This window comes from Legionella stuttgartensis, from assembly GCF_977063405.2.
Window position 1 is genome coordinate 224,260 of sequence record NZ_CDRUHA020000093.1, and the last position, 18,411, is coordinate 242,670.

Sequence of the window (18,411 nt, forward strand, 5' to 3'; positions counted from 1 at the left end):
TCCGCTTCGCGGGAATGACATAAATAAAGTTTGGTCATTATCGCATTATTATCAGCAAATTGAACACTTAATGATCTCTTAAGATAAATATGACATAATAAAGGGCATTGTGATCTATTTGTCGACTTCACTGGAGAGCTATGCTACCACTTAATTTTATGACTCATGGAAGTCTTGTGGTTCCAACTGATAGTACTATTCCTTTAGTTTTCCCCGGTGTTCGAGGAAAAATAAAAAAAACAATTTCATTACCTGATGGTCAATCCTTAGAAGCGAATAGCTTAGCAATAATACAACCATTAAATTTAGACAAACCAGAAGAAAAACAGCGCTTTAGGTTAACTCCTTATGTACCGATTGGTTCAAGTCGTGATGATTTGCCTGAAAATCAAAGAAATATTTCCATTGATGATCAAAATAGCGGTGAAGTTGAACTTGATGATCCGAGTCAGTATTTAGACTATACCATTGAACAATATCAGCAATCCAACTCTCCTTTATTTAGTGAGGGTTCCCCATCAATAGAAGATGTTAGACAAGCCCGAGTACCTGATTGCTTTCTATTAGCCTCACTAGCAGCCATTTTGCGTGAGCCCGATGGAGTCAGCTACATTCGTAGTATGTTGAGGCAAAATGATGATGGGACAACAACCGTCCGTTTATTCAACCCTAAAACATTGGAACCCGTTTATATTCGCGTAGAGAATTCCTACATCGTGGATCAAAAAGGGAGCTTAAATAACCATACTGCTCTATGGGTCGATATAATCGAAAAAGCGGCGGCATCCGTTCCCGAATTCTTTGGAAACACGAACGCATCAATGAGTGGTGCATTGAAAGGTGGTTCAGAGTCTCTTGCTTTAAAAGTATTAACAGGTTGCAATTCGAAAGAACATTATATTAATTATGATAAATTTTTTGCTTGGGATATAGGTAACTTTTTTGCTAGTGAGTTGGAACAATTGGAGGTATTAAGCCAACAGAAAAAGCTCATGCAAGAACTCGGTGGACTAGAAAACCAATCAGGAACAGATGTAATTATTACAGAAATGCTCTCAGCGAGAATAAGGGTCTTTGAAGAAATTTTTGGTGAGGATGCGGAAAAAATCTGTTTGCAATTAATCGATTTTTATTCAGAAAACAAAGATGCGTGGGAAAAAATATACAATGAGCACGGTACTAGCCAACAGCGTCTTGAAGAAATCATAAAGCATTTTTCACAGGATGAGAAAAATGAGCAAGCAGTGGATATCTTAAAAAAATTATTTACTTATTATCATGAAGATGTAGAAAAAGACATACGAAGAGATAATCAAGAACTATTCAGTGGAATTTATTCACCTGAAGAACTCCAAGTTTTTAACGACATTAAAAACAAACTCGCCCAAGGTGAATCATTAACAGCAGGCACCCCCCATAGATACGATGAAAAGGTCCCCGGCTTAAGGGCGACTCACGCTTATACGATTGTTGGCGTTGTTGAAACACTCCGTCCTGTTGATAAGGATGGAGAAGATGTAATACGTCCAATTAAAATGATACGCATTAGAAATCCGTGGGGCTTCACCGGTCGGATTTATTTACCCAATATGGAAAATCCTAATCAAATTGAAATCAAAGAAGAACGTATTGCAGGTACTTTTGATTTAGAACTCAAAGATTTTTGTCGTTATTATGAAAGTTATACCAACACACTACAATTCACAAATGTTCGAATACTGACTGAAAAAAGAGAGCGCCTCGCCTTAAAAATGCAGGATCTTTTAAAAGATGTTTCTCAACATGATTCAGTATCTAAGATAAATGCTTTTTTTGAATGTAAAGCGGATTTAGTTGATATCCAAATGACTGCGGTGGAATTATTGAATAAGGATATTCATGAAAAAATCACAGAAGCATTCAAACAGGACGATCCTCAAGAGATTCGAGCTTCATTAAATAAAATTATTGAAGCAAATAAAATGACCATGATGAATCTTTTTCAAACTTCCGATTGTGAGTTAATTGCAGCCTCGATTACCTACTGGTGGAACAAAGCGAACCAAAAAATTTCCCAAGAGGATGAAAAAGCGTACCAACATCAATTAATTAAATCGGTTAAAAAAAATAATTTACTTTGGGAAAAGTTCATTGAAAACTATCAGATAGACTCTTCTATAGCACTTATTCAGGTGAATAAGTCAAAAAGATTAATCACTGCGTTATTTGCGAGCATTGAGCTATCACAACGATCATTAGAACAAATAAATCCAGATGATGAGGGTTATGAATCATTCCTCAAAGCCCTACTTATCCAGACGGCATTGCTGAAGCAGCATTTTAGTTATCTTGAAAAATATGAACAACTTTTACAACGATTTGATCTCAAAATCGATTTTCGCGAGAAATTAGAAGAACTTGATGCTTATATCAAAAAACTAGAACAAAATCCAAGAGCTACTCACATTAAAAAGAAACTTGAAGACGAATTACCTCCGCTAAGTTTGGATGATTTTACCTATAATGCTGAAAAGCTTTTAACAGATTTAGCTCAAATGGATTTGGTTTTAAACGAATATCATGAAGAGAACTCACCCACCCCTATACCGAACCAAGATGAAAGTGAGCAAGAAAATTCAGGATACTTACCTCAATGGTTAGTTTCTTTAGGAAAGATATTAGAACGAGTTCTTAAAGCAATTGCTATTTGGAAAACGCCAGATCCTACTAATAACGAGCAGAGCCCCCCACAACCTGAATATAATCGCAGCCCAGATTCTGCTTCAAAATATCCCCATCGAGAAAAATTTGCCTTTTTTGTGCCCGTAGCCCCTGAGGATAGACGCACCACTGGTGATAAGGAAGTCCTCCGTCCAAGCAATTTATAATTAAAACCGGAAATTTAGAAAGGTTTTTGAATTTCGCTATCCTCATAGGGAATTATATCTGAACTTCTTGAGCATTTATCAGCGAGGTTTTATCTCTAAACTAAATGTATGGATATTCGAGGAGCTTTCAGTCGAGGATAGCTCGAAACTAGAACGATCTATTTTATTTTCTTTCGTCAATTCATTATAAAATTCTTTTGGAAGTAACGGTTCAAATATTGAATAATCCAATAACTCTTTTCGATTAGGATTAATATGCCATTGTATTTTTCCATATCTATTAACATAAAATGCGCCTACAATTTCTTCGGGGGAAATTGAGCCTACGACATTAACTTCCTCTTTATTTTTTGAAAGTTCAGCAGCCCCTTTCTCACCTCTTGATGTAAAAGTACCTTCAAGATCAATCGCTGTTTTTCCTTTAAAATCTATCAAATAAATATAAGATTCTTCCAATATAGGGGTAGCAGTCATACTCACTTCATTGCGAACAAAAACTGTTGGTAAGGCATAAACTTTTGCGACATTAAATGATTTTGAGGTAGAAATACCAATTGAACCATTCATATCCTGAACGTAATCTTCCAGAAAATCTGATTTAACGCTTTCTTTAATTCCGTATTTAAAACAATGAGAAATATTTTCTGCTGAACCTCTAAATAAAATCCCTTGATAATAACTTATTGGATTTTTATCAAATACTTTCCATTCTTTTTCCCACTCTTCATAGATTTCTATTTTATAGATTTCATCTAAAAAATAACTATTGAAGGAATAGTTATTCCATTTATTATTTTTATCCATAAAATGAATTTTAATAATTTTTCTGGCTTCTTCGTCATTAACTTCCGTTAATTTATCTTGAAGTTGTTCTAAAGCAGGATAAAGTTTTTGACTGTGCCGAAAACTGCCAAAAAAATCAGCTTTATAAATGCGCTTTTCATCTGAACTAAATGAAAAATGAGAGCGTTTCGTTTGTTTTATATAATTATCAAGTGCTCTTTTAAAGGGTAGCAAGTATTTATTTTGCATTGGACTTACAAAATCAAACAAATTGTCTATATATTACAACAATATTAAAAATTTTATAGCTTATCATGGAGACCCAATATGTCACACGTTGCACTTATTACTGGAGCAAGCAGTGGTATCGGACAGGCATTAGCTTTAGAACTGGCGTCTCAGGACATCACCGTAATCGCTATTGCAAGAAATAACGATGAATTACTTAAACTCAAGGATAAAAATCCAGATAAGATTAAAATAATATCTACAGATATTACTACTGATAAGGGTTTAAACAAAATTGGAGCGGGACTCAAGGGATTAAAAATCAATTACTTAATCCATAATGCAGGTATTATTGCTCCTCTTGGTTCATTAAATGAAGCGAACCCTTCTGATGTAAAGAAAATAATTGAAACAAATCTTATTGCACCTATACTGCTCACTCAAAATGTACTTCCTTTCTTTACCAAACAAGGCGGTCGAATTTTAAATATTACCTCGGTAGCGGCAGAAAAAGCAGTCCCAGGCGCAGGAGCGTACTGTATCACCAAATCGGCACTCAATATGTGGACCCAAGTATTGCAGACCGAATTACCAGCAGAGATCGTAGCAACTGATGTTATTCCGGGTGAAGTAGATACCGGAATGCAGAAAAATTTGCGAGAATGCCCTGTTGAGCAATTCCCATTAGCTACTGAATTTCAAGAAGCTTATAAAGAACACACCCTGATTCCGCCCGCTGTATGCGCTGACTTTTTAGCTTTTCTCTTATTAAAAACCACACCCGACGAGTTCTCTGCAAAAAGATGGAATATTTATAAACATTATCCAAAAGAAATTCCGCTTCCGTTGAATAAAGAAAAACTCAATAAATGAGATAAAAAGTGAGCAAGTCCTTCTGCAATGTGTGATTAATAGCTCATTGCCAGTTCTTTTTAGACCTATTCAAAAAGTAAGGCCATAAAAATATGATGCTCATATTCCCCATCGATTCGCACCGCATTTTTATGCACTCCTTCTTTCACAAACCCATATTTTTCATACAATGATATTGCAGTCTGATTATGTTCACGCACGGTAAGTTCAATACGGGTTAACCCCTTTGACTTAGCCATCTGCAATGCCGTACTTAATAAGGCCTCCCCTATTCCCTGTCCACGGTACGGTGCAATTACCCCTATTCCTAAACTACCCACATGAGCAAAAACAGGTCGATCCAGCGGACTGATGTCACACCATCCAACTAATTTCCCATCGAACATTGCAACAACTTGAGGCCAGTTATTGTTAATATGTTCTAAAACAAACTCTTTAGTTGATTCGATTGGAGGTCCTTCTAAAAAAGCTAAAAATTTACGTTCACGAGCCACACTATCTACAGCGGACCAAAACGCGTCAATATGTTTTTCCTGGATAGGGATAATCGAAAAGTGCATAGGACTCTCAGTTAATTTGACAGTGATATAAGTAAAAAGAAGATTTCTTCTTGAGTCAATAACCCAAAGTAATCAGATCTCTTGATGTCAGAATCCAAACAAAATTAAAATAAAGATAAAACAACAAGAACATGTTATAGTTTAAATCAATCCTAGCAACATTTGAAAAAAATGCAAAACATTACAATTTATCATAATCCTAGATGTTCCAAATCAAGAAAAACGTTGGAACTTCTTCAGAGCAAAGGTTATGAACCTGTTGTTATTGAATATCTTAAAACCCCGCTTAATCTGGAACAATTAAACAGTTTAAGAGCGCACTTCACGCTTAAGGATTTTGTTCGCACAGAGGAACCTGTTTTTAAAGAGCATGGATTATCGCTGGAAAATGAAGCTCAGGTTTTGCAAGCCATGCTTAAAGATCCCATATTAATGCAACGTCCGATAGTTACCTATAAAGATAAAGCAGTTATAGGACGCCCACCTGAGAACGTTCTGGCATTATTTGAGTAGTTGTTTCTTGTTTGGGTTAAGTGAAGCGGAGCCCGGGCTTACATCCATTAAGAGTCCACACTCATTCCGAGTGTAACGCGGGATCTCCATACTATAACAGGGTGTTACAATAGGAGCCCCCGAGTTTCGCTACGCCCGGGCTCTACAATTTGACGATACCAGCTTAACTACTATTTAGATGCCAATTGATTTGGACAACCAGCTTGATGGAATGCTACAAGTGCGTTATAAATACCTTGGTAATCTGCAAATGCGTTTCTATTTGCTTTAATATCATCAAAAACCGAGTCTGTTCGACCACAAGTTCCATATTCTGTAATATTTGCATGATCGCCATTGGCTTTTTTGTAAGCCATAAACGTTTCACCGCAATGTAAATGAGGACGTTTTCCCGCATCATTCCCTACAAACTCGGCATTACCACAGTACGTTTTCTTAAAGTTAACTTTAAGGTGAGATATATTCGCAAATGAATTTGCGGAAACTGAAATAATAAAGCAGGCCACTGCTGCAATTGAGATTTTATTCATCATAAAGCTCCAAAAAAAAATTAGGGGCTAAATTTAACACATCCCAATACTGCAACCAAGATTCAACACACAAAATACTAAGGTATATTGACCATCCATCGTGCTCCACGTTCCCCGAACAAGTCGGGAACGTAGGCAGTGAAGAGAATTTTCAACACGTTAATACGTGGAGTATTCTTCATTTTTGCATCACATAAGAACCCGGTGCAGAAGGAAGCGATGGATCAAGATGAGGTGGTGCAATACGTCTTTGTGAACTGTTGTCCACTAACCAATCATGCCAGGAAATCCACCATGAACCGTCTCTTTTTTTGGCTTTGCTAACCCATTTTTTCGGACCTAGATAAGGCATGCTTTTCTTACTTTCACGAATATAATAAAAGCGTCCTGGATGATTCGGTTCACTAACAATACCTGCGTTATGACCACCATTTGTTAATACAAAGGTAATATCCGAATGCATCATCAAATGTACCTTATACACCGATTCCCAGGGAGCAATATGGTCATTATTGGTACTAACCGCAAAAATAGGTACATGAACATTTTTAGGAGCTACTATTTCATTCTCAACACGAAAATGTCCTTCAGCAAAATCGTTTTGCAGAAATAATTTCTCAAGATATTCGGTATGCATTCTATAAGGCATGCGCGTCGCATCAGCATTCCATGCCAGCAAATCGATCATACCGCGTTTTTTACCAGTCATATAATCATCAATCATCTTTGACCAAATCAAATCGTAGGTACGTAACATTTGAAACGAACCGGCCATATGTTTGGGATCAAGATACCCCTTTTCCCACATCATGTTTTTGAGAAATGCTATTTCACTTTCATTAATGAAGAGCATGAGCTCCCCTGCTTTGGTAAAATCTCCTTGTGCCGCAAGAAGCGAAAGACTTTTAAGACGTGTATCCTTATCTCGTGCCATTGCAGCAGCAGTAATCATGGCTAAAGTTCCACCCAGGCAATATCCCATCAAATGAATTCTTGTCTTAGGTAAAATATTACTTACCGTATCAATTGCTGCCATTGCTCCTTGACGATAATAATCATCCATGCCTAATTCACGGTCTTTCTCATCCGGATTGCGCCATGAAACCATAAAGACTGTATGCCCTTGTCCCACCAGCCATTTAACTAAAGAATTTCCTGGTGATAAATCCAGAATATAATATTTCATTATCCATGCAGGCAATATGAGGATGGGTTCTTTAAAAACAGTTTCAGTTTGCGGTTCATATTGGATTAATTCTATTAAATGGTTAGTAAATACAATCTTGCCGGGAGTAATTGCAACATTCTTTCCTGGTTTGAACTTCCCTGCTCCTGGAGGTGGCATACCTGCTAATCTTCTCTGCGCATGCTCAATCGCAAGTTCCGTACCTTGAATTAAATTGGCACCACCAGAGTGGATTGTTTCATAAAAAAGATCCGGATTGGTCATGACAAAATTCGAAGGTGATAACGCATCAAGTAACTGACGAATACAAAAAGAAACCGTGCGTTCTGCACGACCGAAAAGACCAGGAACTTTTCGTGTGGCATATCCCCACCACTCTTCAATCTGAAGAAAAGTTTCAGCATAAAAACGCCATGGCATCAATTGCCAACTTTCTTTATGAAAACGGACGTCCTTTCCTTGCCCTGGTTGTTTCTCACACAGCAGACGAGCAACGAACTCATCGGCGTGTAGGCCTGGATAACAAGCCAATGCCAATAAGTGGCCTGGTGATTGGGCTAATTGCAAAAGCCACGCACAATAAGCAGTTCCTATTACTGCCGGACTCATTCCCATTGTAATTTTGCCAAGATTTGCCTGATACCACTTATTGATATAATAAAAAAATTCATCCAACTCATTCATATAATTTACATGCTGGGAATTATTGACCATCTCAGATGAAGTTTTAGGTTGGTTCTTTAAATCTAATCTTGATGCGGTTTTCTTTTTCTCTGTTCCTTTCATGGTCAATTTCCTTTTGATTCATCCTGCTAACACTTTGTTGGCAAAATTAAACGGTGTGCCGCAGTAAATTATAGTATTATTTTCAATATAATGCGTATGTTATAAAACAAATAAAGAGAAGAGGTCAGCTTGAGTTGCTCTAATATTGGAGTATGCTTAAAAGAGGATATAAACCAAATCGAACAGAGGGAAAAAATGAAAAATCTATTCCTTATTTTACTTAGTATCATTTGTACTTCAGTGCTTGCTGATGATTTGGGAAAAAACACCTATCAGGTCACCTGTCAAACCTGTCATGCGCCCCAATTTGCAACCGGGATAAAAGCTCCTGCTGCTTTTGATAAAAAAGCTTGGGAGAAACCCTTTAAAAATGCGGAACTAGAAGCCAAAAAAAATCCTGCAGAATATAAAACTGGGATGGATTACTTATTGTACAAAATGAAACTTGGTAAAGGATTAATGCCGCATAGTGGGTTGTGTAAGGAAGCAGATGTCCCCAAGAAAAATTGTTCGGATGAAGCCTTCATTAAGGCAATTCAGTACATGTCCCAAAGCAAAGAATAGTTCTTCAAGAACAATTTTTTAAAGACATCATGCGGTTTAACCGAAAGCAAGTAGCCTGGCTATAGCACAGTAGACCTCTGGTTAAAGGGGGTTTGGGATCCACTGTGCTATAGCCAGGCTACAAACAGAAGTTCAATAGAGCTCTTTTTTTAAAATCTTAATCAAGGCTTATCATGATACAAAACAATCAGTTCCTTACTGGAGGAGCACCCTAATGCCTCCATTGTCTTAGCCAAAGTACCTTCCACAGTTCGATAAGAAATATTCATATGACGTGCAATTTGTTTTGAACTTTTCCCTTGGGCAAGTAATTTAAGACAGAGTGCTTGTTGTTCTGATAAATGGACCGGAGTATGTAACACTTTATGAAACAGCACGATATCTTTCTCATTTAATTTGACTGACTTGGAATCACTTACTTGATTTCCTGCGACGAGCTCGAATGCACTTAATACATATTGTTCCAATGCATTACTATCTGTATCAAAAGATATACTTGCTACATTTTCAAACAGTTGATCGCGTTCCGCATGCAGCATATCAAAGAAGGTTTTAAGATCAGTAGTTAATAATGGTGACGGATTTCGCGCTATTCGCCCTATTTGTACTTCAGTACTGACTTGCAAAAATACTACAAACTCTGAAGATAAGATGTGCCGAATTGCCTCATTACAGATAATACTTGCTTCAGTGGCTACGACAATGTTCTCTTTAGTTTTGAGTGCGCTAAGTAGATCATATTGGCATTGGTAAAAGTCCTTTTGGCCTTCTTCGCTAAAAATTTTATTTAAGGTACGCCCAATATGATACTCAATTCCAAGATCCGCATCGATAAACTGCCAACCCAATTTTTCAGCCAATCGTTTTGCAAATATACCTTTACCTGCGCCAGGTAGGCCAACAATAAAAACACGTTTATATTGATTCATGCCTCTCTCTCCTACAGACTTTTTTAAAAGCCCTAATTTTGAATCTACTTATATTATAAAAAACACACTCAAATAGAATCAATACGTAAAAATACCCATCAAATAATACAGTATTTACACAGAAGGAGCTTCTAGCAACTTTTATCTATTAATAATTTTTTTGCCGTGACTAAATCAAAATATGCTTTTTTCTTATCGGCTGGGTTACGTAAAAGATAAGCAGGATGATAACTTACTATAAAGGGGATATTATGGTAGTGATGTAGTGTATTACGTAATTGTTTGAGAGGAAGAGGTTTATTAAGTAGAAACTGCCCTGCAAAACGGCCTAAAGCCAAAATCAAATGAGGCTGTACAATCTCAATTTGACGAGCCAGGTAGGAACTGCATTGAGCAATTTCATTCTCTTGAGGATCCCGGTTATTTGGTGGTCTACATTTTAAAACATTAGCGATGTAGACGTCTTCTTCAACCATCTCAATGCTGTGCAGCATTTGATTTAATAAACTCCCTGCTTTACCCACGAAGGGTTGGCCTTGTTGATCCTCATAAAAACCTGGCGCTTCGCCAATTATCATCAATTTAGCCTTTGAGCTGCCACGATAAAAGACCGTTTGCGTACGAGTTTTATGTAAAGAACATCGAGTACATGCAGCCACCTCTTGAGCTAATGCAGATAAATCCTGTTCACAAGAACGAGTAGGCTGGCGTAACACCCATAGATCGATTCCCATAGTCTGTAGGTAATAACGATTTAAAGTGTCTGACATAAAAGACTCATTTCAATACTGTAATGCTAGAGAAAAGTTGGAGTGTTATTTTCGTTTTTAATTTTTGATAAATCAATGTTTACTTTTATTAAAAATAAAATAGACAAGGCATTGCCGAAAACTGTCCGTTCCTGCGAAGGCGGGAACCCATTTCTAAAGAGACACGCTGCTTTTATAAAAATAGAGCCAGCCTTCGCGGTAATGACAAAAATTCTTAACGTTATAAGGGATTATTGTTAATTATTTAAAATTTAATTGCTTCCGCTATTACTACTTGACGAGAACGCTCAAATTGCACCTCACTCCAGATATTTTCTATCTGTAATGTTCCATTCTCGATGCATTCTTCATAAGCAGCTAATGCAATCAAAATATGAGAAAACTTGATTTTTCTAAACTTACTTAAGGCTTCAAGTAAGGTCATGGGTTCAATTACAGATCCGGAAATGTCATCGCCAAACTCTCCCTCAATCCCATTAAACTTTGCAGCAAACCAATCTTCTAAGGGGACCCCTCTCATGATGAAACTGTGAGAGAGTTGTGAACCACCTAATACTCGCGTATCCAAATATTGCTGTATATCAACACAAATAGTATTCCTCTTTATATACTCAAAAGCTTCGGCGAATAATGAAGTTAATTTAAAAGTTTGTACCTGCACTAGAGCGCGTAATTCAATTAGCGACTTAAGCAGATGCAGACTTTCCACATGTTCTTTTTTAGTATATTTCTCTAAAGAAACGAGCCCCTCCCTCTTCGTTATCTCGATTTGCCGATCAAGTTCAGAAACAATCTTTTGCAAGCAAACTGCATTACTTTGGTTCGTTAGAATTTGCTTTTGCAACCAACTGCGAAACTCTGAAGATAAAGATTGAGCTTGCTTACTTGAACAGGCTTTAGTTAATGCAGCTTTAAACTCCTCCGGTATTAATTGATCATATAATTCAGCCGCCTTTATATGAAGATTGGCATGTTCCTCTTCTATATGCTCTTCTAACATTTTGAATTGCAAAGCATCAATTTGGGTAACATTGGTAATTTCAATCATCCCACCACCAGGGAGAATATAAAATCCATAATGTTGCGCAAAACGAATGCGTCCATGCGCATCAATATTGATTCTATCTACTGCTTCATTCTTCAGTTTGCCTCCCATCTGAATTTGAATGGGATATAATTGATTCGCAGGAGGATGATAAATATCGAGCTGATCCAGATCAAAAAGATGGGTTTTGTGGGTTTTTTTCAGATGTGCTTTTTGAGCTGTGCGAAATTTTTCCCAAATCCCAGGCGTATATTCATCGAGTGGCTTTTTCAATCTCATTTGACCTGGAGTAGTACCAAACTCAAACCAGGAGCTTAATTCGGCCTCCATCTCCATCCCATAGAAATCTAATAAAACATCAAAATACCGCTGATTTTCTATACGTTGTATCACATCAGCATAGTTAATTAATGTCGCAGCATACGCTAAGGTTTTATAATGAGTCTTTGCTTGCTGCTTATGAGTCGCTTGCCCGGAAAGCTTTTTAACCTCTGTGATTTTCTCCTGCATCATGGTATGTCGACCTTCAGGAGTTGCTTCTCTATATTGAATCAACATTGGACCGACATCAGTATATAACTGCACCATGACTGCTCCTCATTTGACGTACAAGCCACTCGCGATTTACACCAGCAGTGCTGTTAATCTTGCAAGTGCTCGATGTATTGCTTGAATTAAATCAATTATCTAAGTTTTTGTTTCATTATAGTTAATGATTTTGAATTATTTTGCTAATATAGCTTTTGTTGTCATTTAATAAGAAAACGCTATGACATTAACAAAGAATCCAAATCCTTATTCTGCAGAAACAGCATTTCATGATGGCAGGCTACGCCAAGCTCAATTGAAGATGCTTGCGATGCTTGAAGTGGTGGATTCTATTTGTCTTAAATATGGTTTGGACTATTGGCTTGATGCAGGGACTCTTTTAGGAGCAGTTCGCCATCAAGGTTTTATTCCTTGGGATGACGATGTAGATATTGCCATGCCGCGCGCCAGTTATGAACAATTTTTACGTGTAGCGCCAGCAGAAATTCCAGACTGGATGTGGCTGCAAACAATTCATAGCGATCCCGGCTATTTTAATATGGCTACTCCTTTAAAAATCAGAGATCGCACCAGCCGGTTTATCGAAAAACACGAAAAAGGTAATGAGCCTTACATACAAGGTATATTTATTGACGTTTTTGTCTATGACACCATGCCTGTAAATCCAAAGCAACGTAAGCGATATAAATTCTACGCTAAAAAGCTTTCCCGTTTGTTAAGCTCTAAATACAGCAAAGTAAAAATAGGCCACTATCCCGCGCTATATAAGGTCATATCCTCATTTTTCCCTAAGAGCTTGCTTGAGTTTTGTTTGCAAAAAATTATTCGCCAAGCAAATACCAGTCAAAGCCCTTATATAGGACGTGGTTATAATTGTGTAGGAAGAAACTTAATTAAAAAGGAAGAAGTATATCCATTGCAACGCGTTGTCTTTGAAACGAAAGAACTTAATATTCCACAAAATGCCGAAACATTTCTTATTCAACAATATGGTGATTATTTGCAATTACCCCCAGAAGAGCAACGAGTCATGAGGCATTGCAAAGAACTTATCCCTCATCTGGAAGAAACCGTCTAAAATCTCTTTCTCTATTGATTTTCTCGATTATTGACAGATAATCATGCAATCGGTTATAATTGTACCCAATATCAAACAAGCACATCATCAAAGAGGCTTATACACATCATGGACATTATCTCTTAAGTACGCCCTAAGCGCCGGGCAATGACGAAAAGCAGCCGCACTAACTGCCCATTAAATTACTTAAGTGAGTTACATGATGCATCAGCCAATTCAATTTAAAAATCTTTGTCTTTCTTTTCCCCATAAAACATGTTTTGAGGACTTTAGCGGTCAAATTTCCTATGGCAATCGCATTGCGATCATTGGACGCAACGGCTCCGGAAAATCGACCCTATTAAAATTGCTTGCAAGATTACTTGAGCCAACTGATGGTGACATCCGCTTTCCTAAAGAACTAAACATAGGCTATGTCCCACAAGTTATTGAAGAATTCGATTCATTAAGTGGAGGGCAACGTTTTCATAAATTATTAACCCAAGCATTAGCATCGGATCCCGATCTCTTAATGCTCGATGAACCCAGCAATCATCTGGATCGTAACAATCGCGGCTCTTTGATGAGAATGCTTGCTGATTATAGAAAAACCTTAATTATAGTGACTCATGATATTGAATTACTGCAAACCACTGTAGATACGATTTGGCATATCGATCATGCCAAAATACATGTTTTTACAGGATGTTACGAAGACTACTTGCGAGAAATTAATATTCAACGTAGTGCAATTGAGGGGGAAATTACAGATCTTACTCGTCAGAAAAAACAAGTACACGCGGATATGATGAGGGAGCAGGCACGAGCCAAGAGCAGTAAAACTCAAGGAGAAAAACACATTCAGCAGAGAAAGTGGCCTACGATTGTTTCGCAGAGTAAAGCACGAAATGCGCAAGAAACTTCAGGTCGCAAAAAAAGCGCAATCAATCACAAAAAACAGGAGTTGACTCAGCGTTTATCAGATCTTTACTTACCTGAAGTCATTTACCCTAAATTTGCTATTCATGGAGTAGAAACAAATGAAGCTTTAGTCACAGTAAGCGATGGAGCTGTTGGCTATGATGAAAACAATCCGATTTTAAGTGAATTGAGGTTCTCAATAAAAGCACGAGAACGGATTGCAATTCATGGGGAGAATGGCTCGGGTAAATCCACTTTACTTAAAGCCATTTTGAAGACTCAGTCTGTAATAAAAAAAGGAACTTGGATAGTACCTAATGCCCATGAAATAGGCATCCTAGATCAGCACTACAATACATTATCTCCAAACAAGACGGTATGGGAGATTATAAGTTGTTTATTCAAGGATAAATCCTATTCCGAAATTAGGAAGTATCTGAATGATTTTTTATTTCGTAAAAATGAAGAGGTTGATGCCTTGGTTTCTACTTTATCCGGTGGAGAAAAAGCCCGACTCTCCTTGGCACAAATTGCCGCAATTACGCCCAAATTACTTATTTTGGATGAAATGACCAATAACCTGGATAGAGAAACACGAGCTCATGTAATCCAGGTACTCAAAGATTATCCAGGAGCAATGATTGTTATTTCCCACGATTCTGATTTTTTGAACGCGATTGACGTAACTTACGGGTATGAAATTAAGAATGGTTTATTAAATTCTTATAATTATACCTAAAACCGAGTAATAACATGAATAAAAAAGATATTTTGCTAAGAAAATTTTTCCTAAGTCTGATAAAGCCGTACACCGTGTATGTTATAGGATTATTATTTACCGCAGTGTATTGGGGAATTAACAACACGCTTTCACCCTATGTGTTAAAACTTATCATTGATAAGGTTGCTGCATTCTCAGGAGATAAATCCGCTGTATTTAGTGTGATAAAACCCTATGTGATTGTATACATTACCCTGTGGGTCCTGATCGCCCTTGATATGCGTCTTTCAGATTGGTTTCGATTAAAATTATTTCCCTACATACGTTATGACTTGGTAAATAATATGTTTGCCTATTTGAATCAGCATTCTCATCGCTTTTTCCAAAATAACTTTGCAGGGAGTTTGTCCAATAAAATCTCTGACATGACCGCAGGGACTATAGCAATTTTTACAACGCTTGATGATGCATCAGCCCAAGTTGTTGGGCTCATCATTGCAATCATCAGCATGCTACTTGTACATCCTGTATTTGCCTTAATTTTATTTATTTGGGCGATTGTCTTTTTGGGTATTGCGATGGTTTATTTCAAACCAGTTCAGGATCTTTCTAATTCATTTGCTACCAGTAAAACCACATTGGTAGGAAAAATTGTGGACAGCATCAGCAATATCACCAATCTACGATTGTTTTCCAGAGCAGCTTTTGAAAATCAACTAATTCGCAATACAGCCCAAGAAACCACAGATAAAGATCAGACCATGCAATGGACGATTTTGAAAATGCGTTCTTATTGGGACCTGAGTATTATTGTGCTGATTGCCACCAATTTATATATGCTGGTCGATATGTACAGTAAAAATCAAGTATCAATCGGTGATTTTAGTTTTATTATCTCCTTATCAATCAGCATTTTTTATAATTTATGGTACCTCGCAAGTCAATTTGTATTGTTTGCGGAGGAGTTAGGAAAATGTAAACAAGCCCTAACTTTGATTTCAGAGTCGCATGAGATTGCTGATAAACCCGATGCAAAAATACTCACCGTCTCTCAAGGTCGGATTGAATTTAAAAACGTGAGCTTTTATTATGATGAGGGAGCACATCTTTTTAAAAACAAATCCGTAGTCATTGAGCCCGGACAAAAAATTGGTCTTGTAGGCTTATCTGGTTCTGGAAAAAGTACTTTTGTTAATCTGATTCTTCGTTTGTTTGATGTGGAATCAGGACAAATCCTGATTGATGGAAAAAATATTCGCGATGTTACCCAGGAATCATTGCGCGAAAACATTGCGATGATTCCACAGGATGTGACTTTATTTCACCGCACCCTGATGGAGAATATTCGCTATGGTCGCATTGATGCAACCAATGCAGAAGTCATTTCTGCATCCCAAAAAGCACATTGTCATGAATTTATTTCCCTGCTTCCTGAAAAATACAATGCCTTAGTGGGTGAACGAGGGATTAAATTATCAGGTGGGCAACGACAGCGAATTGCCATTGCCAGAGCTATGCTAAAAAATGCACCCATTTTAATTCTGGACGAAGCGACTTCCGCTTTAGACTCCTTGACCGAGAAATTGATTCAGGATGGTTTACATTTGTTAATGCAAAATAGAACAACGATTGTGATTGCGCATCGTCTCTCTACCTTATCCGAAATGGATCGCATTCTGGTCTTTGATAAGGGTCGCATCATTGAAGATGGTTCGCATGAGGAACTAATTAAGATACCAAGTCATTACAGTCACATGTGGCAAATGCAAGCAGGAGGATTTTTACCGGATAAGATGTAAACGGGGCACTTGGGGTGCAGTAGTAGCCCAATGGACTCCTTTTTACTGCACCCAGACTACAATTAAAGAATGGAATTACTAAATGGAATTGGAGTACAACAATTATGGATTGGAATACCTTACGCAATCACATTAGTGGTACCGTGATTACCAAAAACGATGCAAACTTTCCTTCGATTAAAGCATCTATGGTATGGAATGGATTAAAACCAGACCGTTCGCCTGAAGTAATAGTCATCGTTAAAAATGATGATGATGTAGTTACAGCCATCAACTTTGCACAGAAAAATGGCTTGCGCGTGGTAGTTCATGGAGGTGGCCACACTTGGTGTGGATTGGCTGTGCGTCATGGTGGTATGGTGATTGATTTGTCTGAACTTAACGAATCAAAGATAGACAAACTATCTCAAAAAGCGGTCATTCAACCAGTAATCAGTAATCGCGAACTAGCCAGACGACTCGCAGCTTACGATCTGGCATTTCCAATTGGACACTGTCCAACAGTAAAAGCTAGTGGCTATCTTTTAAATGGCGGTATGTCGTGGAACTTAAGTGACTGGGGGCCTGCCTGCTTGAGTGTTGAGGCAATAGAATTGGTTACAGCAAATGGACAAAAAGTCATAGCAAGTTCTTCTGAACACTCCGATCTCTTCTGGGCTGCTCGCGGTTGTGGACCAGGGATGTTTGCTGTGGCCACCCGATTTCATCTTAAATGCTACCCTCTTCCTAAAACAATAATGACCAGTAACTATTACTATTCGCTGGATCAGCTCAAAGAAGTAGTGGAAGAAGTAACTACACTCGGTTGGACTATGCCTCGCTGCGTGGAACTCTCTATCTTTCTTATCCAGGCGCCTTCGGAACTAATTGATCAATGCAAAACAACTAATGAAAAAGTATGTATGATTACCGCTGTGGCTTTTGCTCATAATCAAAAAGAAGGCCTTGATGCCCTTAAAATTTTAGAGCAAGGAAGCATGGCAAAGAAATGCCTTGCCAAAAAATTAAATGAACCCAGCAGCTTTGAGAGTTTGTCTGAAATCTCTGGAATTACCTGGCCCGAACATCATAGAAACTTGTGTGAAAATCAATGTTCTAAAGCCAAGCCCGTAGACATTTTAATGGCCTTACGTGACAAAATTATCGATGCACCTTCGCGTAAGTCTGTTATTGTTTTTTGTCAAAGCACCGGTCAACACAATTTATTAGAAGCCCATACTGAAGTTGCTCTGTCCATGGAGGGTCAGTCTTATGGTGGATGTTGGGCCATTTGGGAGAAACCAGAAGATGATGCAGCCAATATTAAATGGCAAAATGAAGTATGTGCCATTCTTAAAAAATTTACGAATACCCACTATATTGGTGAAACAGATATTGTTCAAGATCCCACACGCATACAGAACTCTTATACTTCTGCTAAATGGAAAAAATTAGAGAAGATCCGAGCCAAGTATGATCCTCAAGGATTATTCTTTGGCTATTTGGGAGGTATATAATTGAAGCACCGGGTACAGCGACAGCGAAACCCGGGTTCCGGTCCTTCGGACCTGCACCTGAATCTTATACACATCTCTGAAAAACATGTCCAGCCCGATCTCGACGTCCCGCGGCTTTGTCCGCGGGATCCAGAAAATCTGCCTAAACCCCTGGAACCCCGCGGACAAAGCCGCGGGGCGTAGGCAGGGATGTGTATAAGAAACAGTGACCTGCATCCAGACTACAATTATGTT

15 protein-coding genes are annotated in these 18,411 nt (G+C 37.9%); 8 read left to right on the plus strand and 7 right to left on the minus strand.

Features of this window, described 5'->3' with window-relative positions:
- The first annotated feature begins 140 nt into the window (after positions 1-140).
- Complete coding sequence (locus ACWTEW_RS31140) at positions 141-2,867, plus strand: C2 family cysteine protease (protein ID WP_454781844.1); 2,727 nt, start codon at positions 141-143, stop codon at positions 2,865-2,867.
- Positions 2,868-2,945: 78 nt separating this feature from the next.
- Here the strand turns inward: ACWTEW_RS31140 and ACWTEW_RS31145 are convergent, their stop codons facing one another.
- Entirely contained in the window at positions 2,946-3,899 is a 954-nt protein-coding gene (locus tag ACWTEW_RS31145) for a hypothetical protein (RefSeq protein ID WP_454781845.1), read from the minus strand.
- A 78-nt stretch (positions 3,900-3,977) separates the two neighbouring features.
- On the opposite strand from ACWTEW_RS31145, the gene ACWTEW_RS31150 reads away from it, so the two are divergent.
- Complete coding sequence (locus ACWTEW_RS31150; RefSeq protein WP_454781846.1) at positions 3,978-4,751, plus strand: SDR family NAD(P)-dependent oxidoreductase; 774 nt, start codon at positions 3,978-3,980, stop codon at positions 4,749-4,751.
- A gap of 65 nt (positions 4,752-4,816) precedes the next feature.
- On the opposite strand, the gene ACWTEW_RS31155 is transcribed toward ACWTEW_RS31150, so the two are convergent.
- A complete protein-coding gene (locus ACWTEW_RS31155) occupies positions 4,817-5,311 on the minus strand; it encodes a GNAT family N-acetyltransferase (RefSeq protein ID WP_454781847.1) in 495 nt (164 codons plus the stop codon).
- A gap of 171 nt (positions 5,312-5,482) precedes the next feature.
- On the opposite strand from ACWTEW_RS31155, the gene arsC reads away from it, so the two are divergent.
- Positions 5,483-5,824: an arsenate reductase (glutaredoxin) gene (gene arsC, locus ACWTEW_RS31160; protein ID WP_454781848.1), complete on the plus strand. Its 342-nt coding sequence runs from the start codon at positions 5,483-5,485 to the stop codon at positions 5,822-5,824.
- Between the two features lie 170 nt (positions 5,825-5,994).
- Here arsC and ACWTEW_RS31165 read toward each other — a convergent pair whose 3' ends face one another.
- Positions 5,995-6,357 carry a hypothetical protein gene (locus ACWTEW_RS31165; RefSeq protein WP_454781849.1) on the minus strand — a complete coding sequence of 121 codons (363 nt, stop codon included), beginning with the start codon at positions 6,355-6,357 and terminating at the stop codon, positions 5,995-5,997.
- Positions 6,358-6,532: 175 nt separating this feature from the next.
- On the minus strand, positions 6,533-8,326 hold the full coding sequence (locus ACWTEW_RS31170) for a PHA/PHB synthase family protein (protein ID WP_454781850.1): 1,794 nt from the start codon (positions 8,324-8,326) through the stop codon (positions 6,533-6,535).
- Between the two features lie 195 nt (positions 8,327-8,521).
- Here ACWTEW_RS31170 and ACWTEW_RS31175 point away from each other — a divergent pair, with 195 nt between their 5' ends.
- Positions 8,522-8,890 (plus strand): c-type cytochrome, encoded by a 369-nt coding sequence (locus ACWTEW_RS31175; protein WP_454781851.1) that lies wholly within the window; start codon positions 8,522-8,524, stop codon positions 8,888-8,890.
- 161 nt (positions 8,891-9,051) lie between these two features.
- Here the strand turns inward: ACWTEW_RS31175 and ACWTEW_RS31180 are convergent, their stop codons facing one another.
- From ACWTEW_RS31180 to ACWTEW_RS31190, 3 genes are all read right to left on the minus strand, one after another.
- Positions 9,052-9,819: a shikimate kinase gene (locus ACWTEW_RS31180; protein ID WP_454781852.1), complete on the minus strand. Its 768-nt coding sequence runs from the start codon at positions 9,817-9,819 to the stop codon at positions 9,052-9,054.
- A 131-nt stretch (positions 9,820-9,950) separates the two neighbouring features.
- Positions 9,951-10,589 (minus strand): uracil-DNA glycosylase, encoded by a 639-nt coding sequence (locus tag ACWTEW_RS31185; protein WP_454781853.1) that lies wholly within the window; start codon positions 10,587-10,589, stop codon positions 9,951-9,953.
- Positions 10,590-10,833: 244 nt separating this feature from the next.
- Positions 10,834-12,222, minus strand: a complete 1,389-nt coding sequence (locus ACWTEW_RS31190; RefSeq protein WP_454781854.1) for a hypothetical protein — start codon at positions 12,220-12,222, stop codon at positions 10,834-10,836.
- A 181-nt stretch (positions 12,223-12,403) separates the two neighbouring features.
- Here ACWTEW_RS31190 and ACWTEW_RS31195 point away from each other — a divergent pair, with 181 nt between their 5' ends.
- From ACWTEW_RS31195 to ACWTEW_RS31210, 4 genes are all read left to right on the plus strand, one after another.
- A complete protein-coding gene (locus ACWTEW_RS31195) occupies positions 12,404-13,261 on the plus strand; it encodes a LicD family protein (RefSeq protein ID WP_454781855.1) in 858 nt (285 codons plus the stop codon).
- A gap of 199 nt (positions 13,262-13,460) precedes the next feature.
- Positions 13,461-14,900, plus strand: a complete 1,440-nt coding sequence (locus ACWTEW_RS31200; protein ID WP_454781856.1) for an ATP-binding cassette domain-containing protein — start codon at positions 13,461-13,463, stop codon at positions 14,898-14,900.
- A 14-nt stretch (positions 14,901-14,914) separates the two neighbouring features.
- Positions 14,915-16,681, plus strand: a complete 1,767-nt coding sequence (locus ACWTEW_RS31205; protein WP_454781857.1) for an ABC transporter ATP-binding protein — start codon at positions 14,915-14,917, stop codon at positions 16,679-16,681.
- 104 nt (positions 16,682-16,785) lie between these two features.
- Positions 16,786-18,177, plus strand: a complete 1,392-nt coding sequence (locus ACWTEW_RS31210) for an FAD-binding oxidoreductase (RefSeq protein ID WP_454781858.1) — start codon at positions 16,786-16,788, stop codon at positions 18,175-18,177.
- Positions 18,178-18,411: the final 234 nt, after the last annotated feature.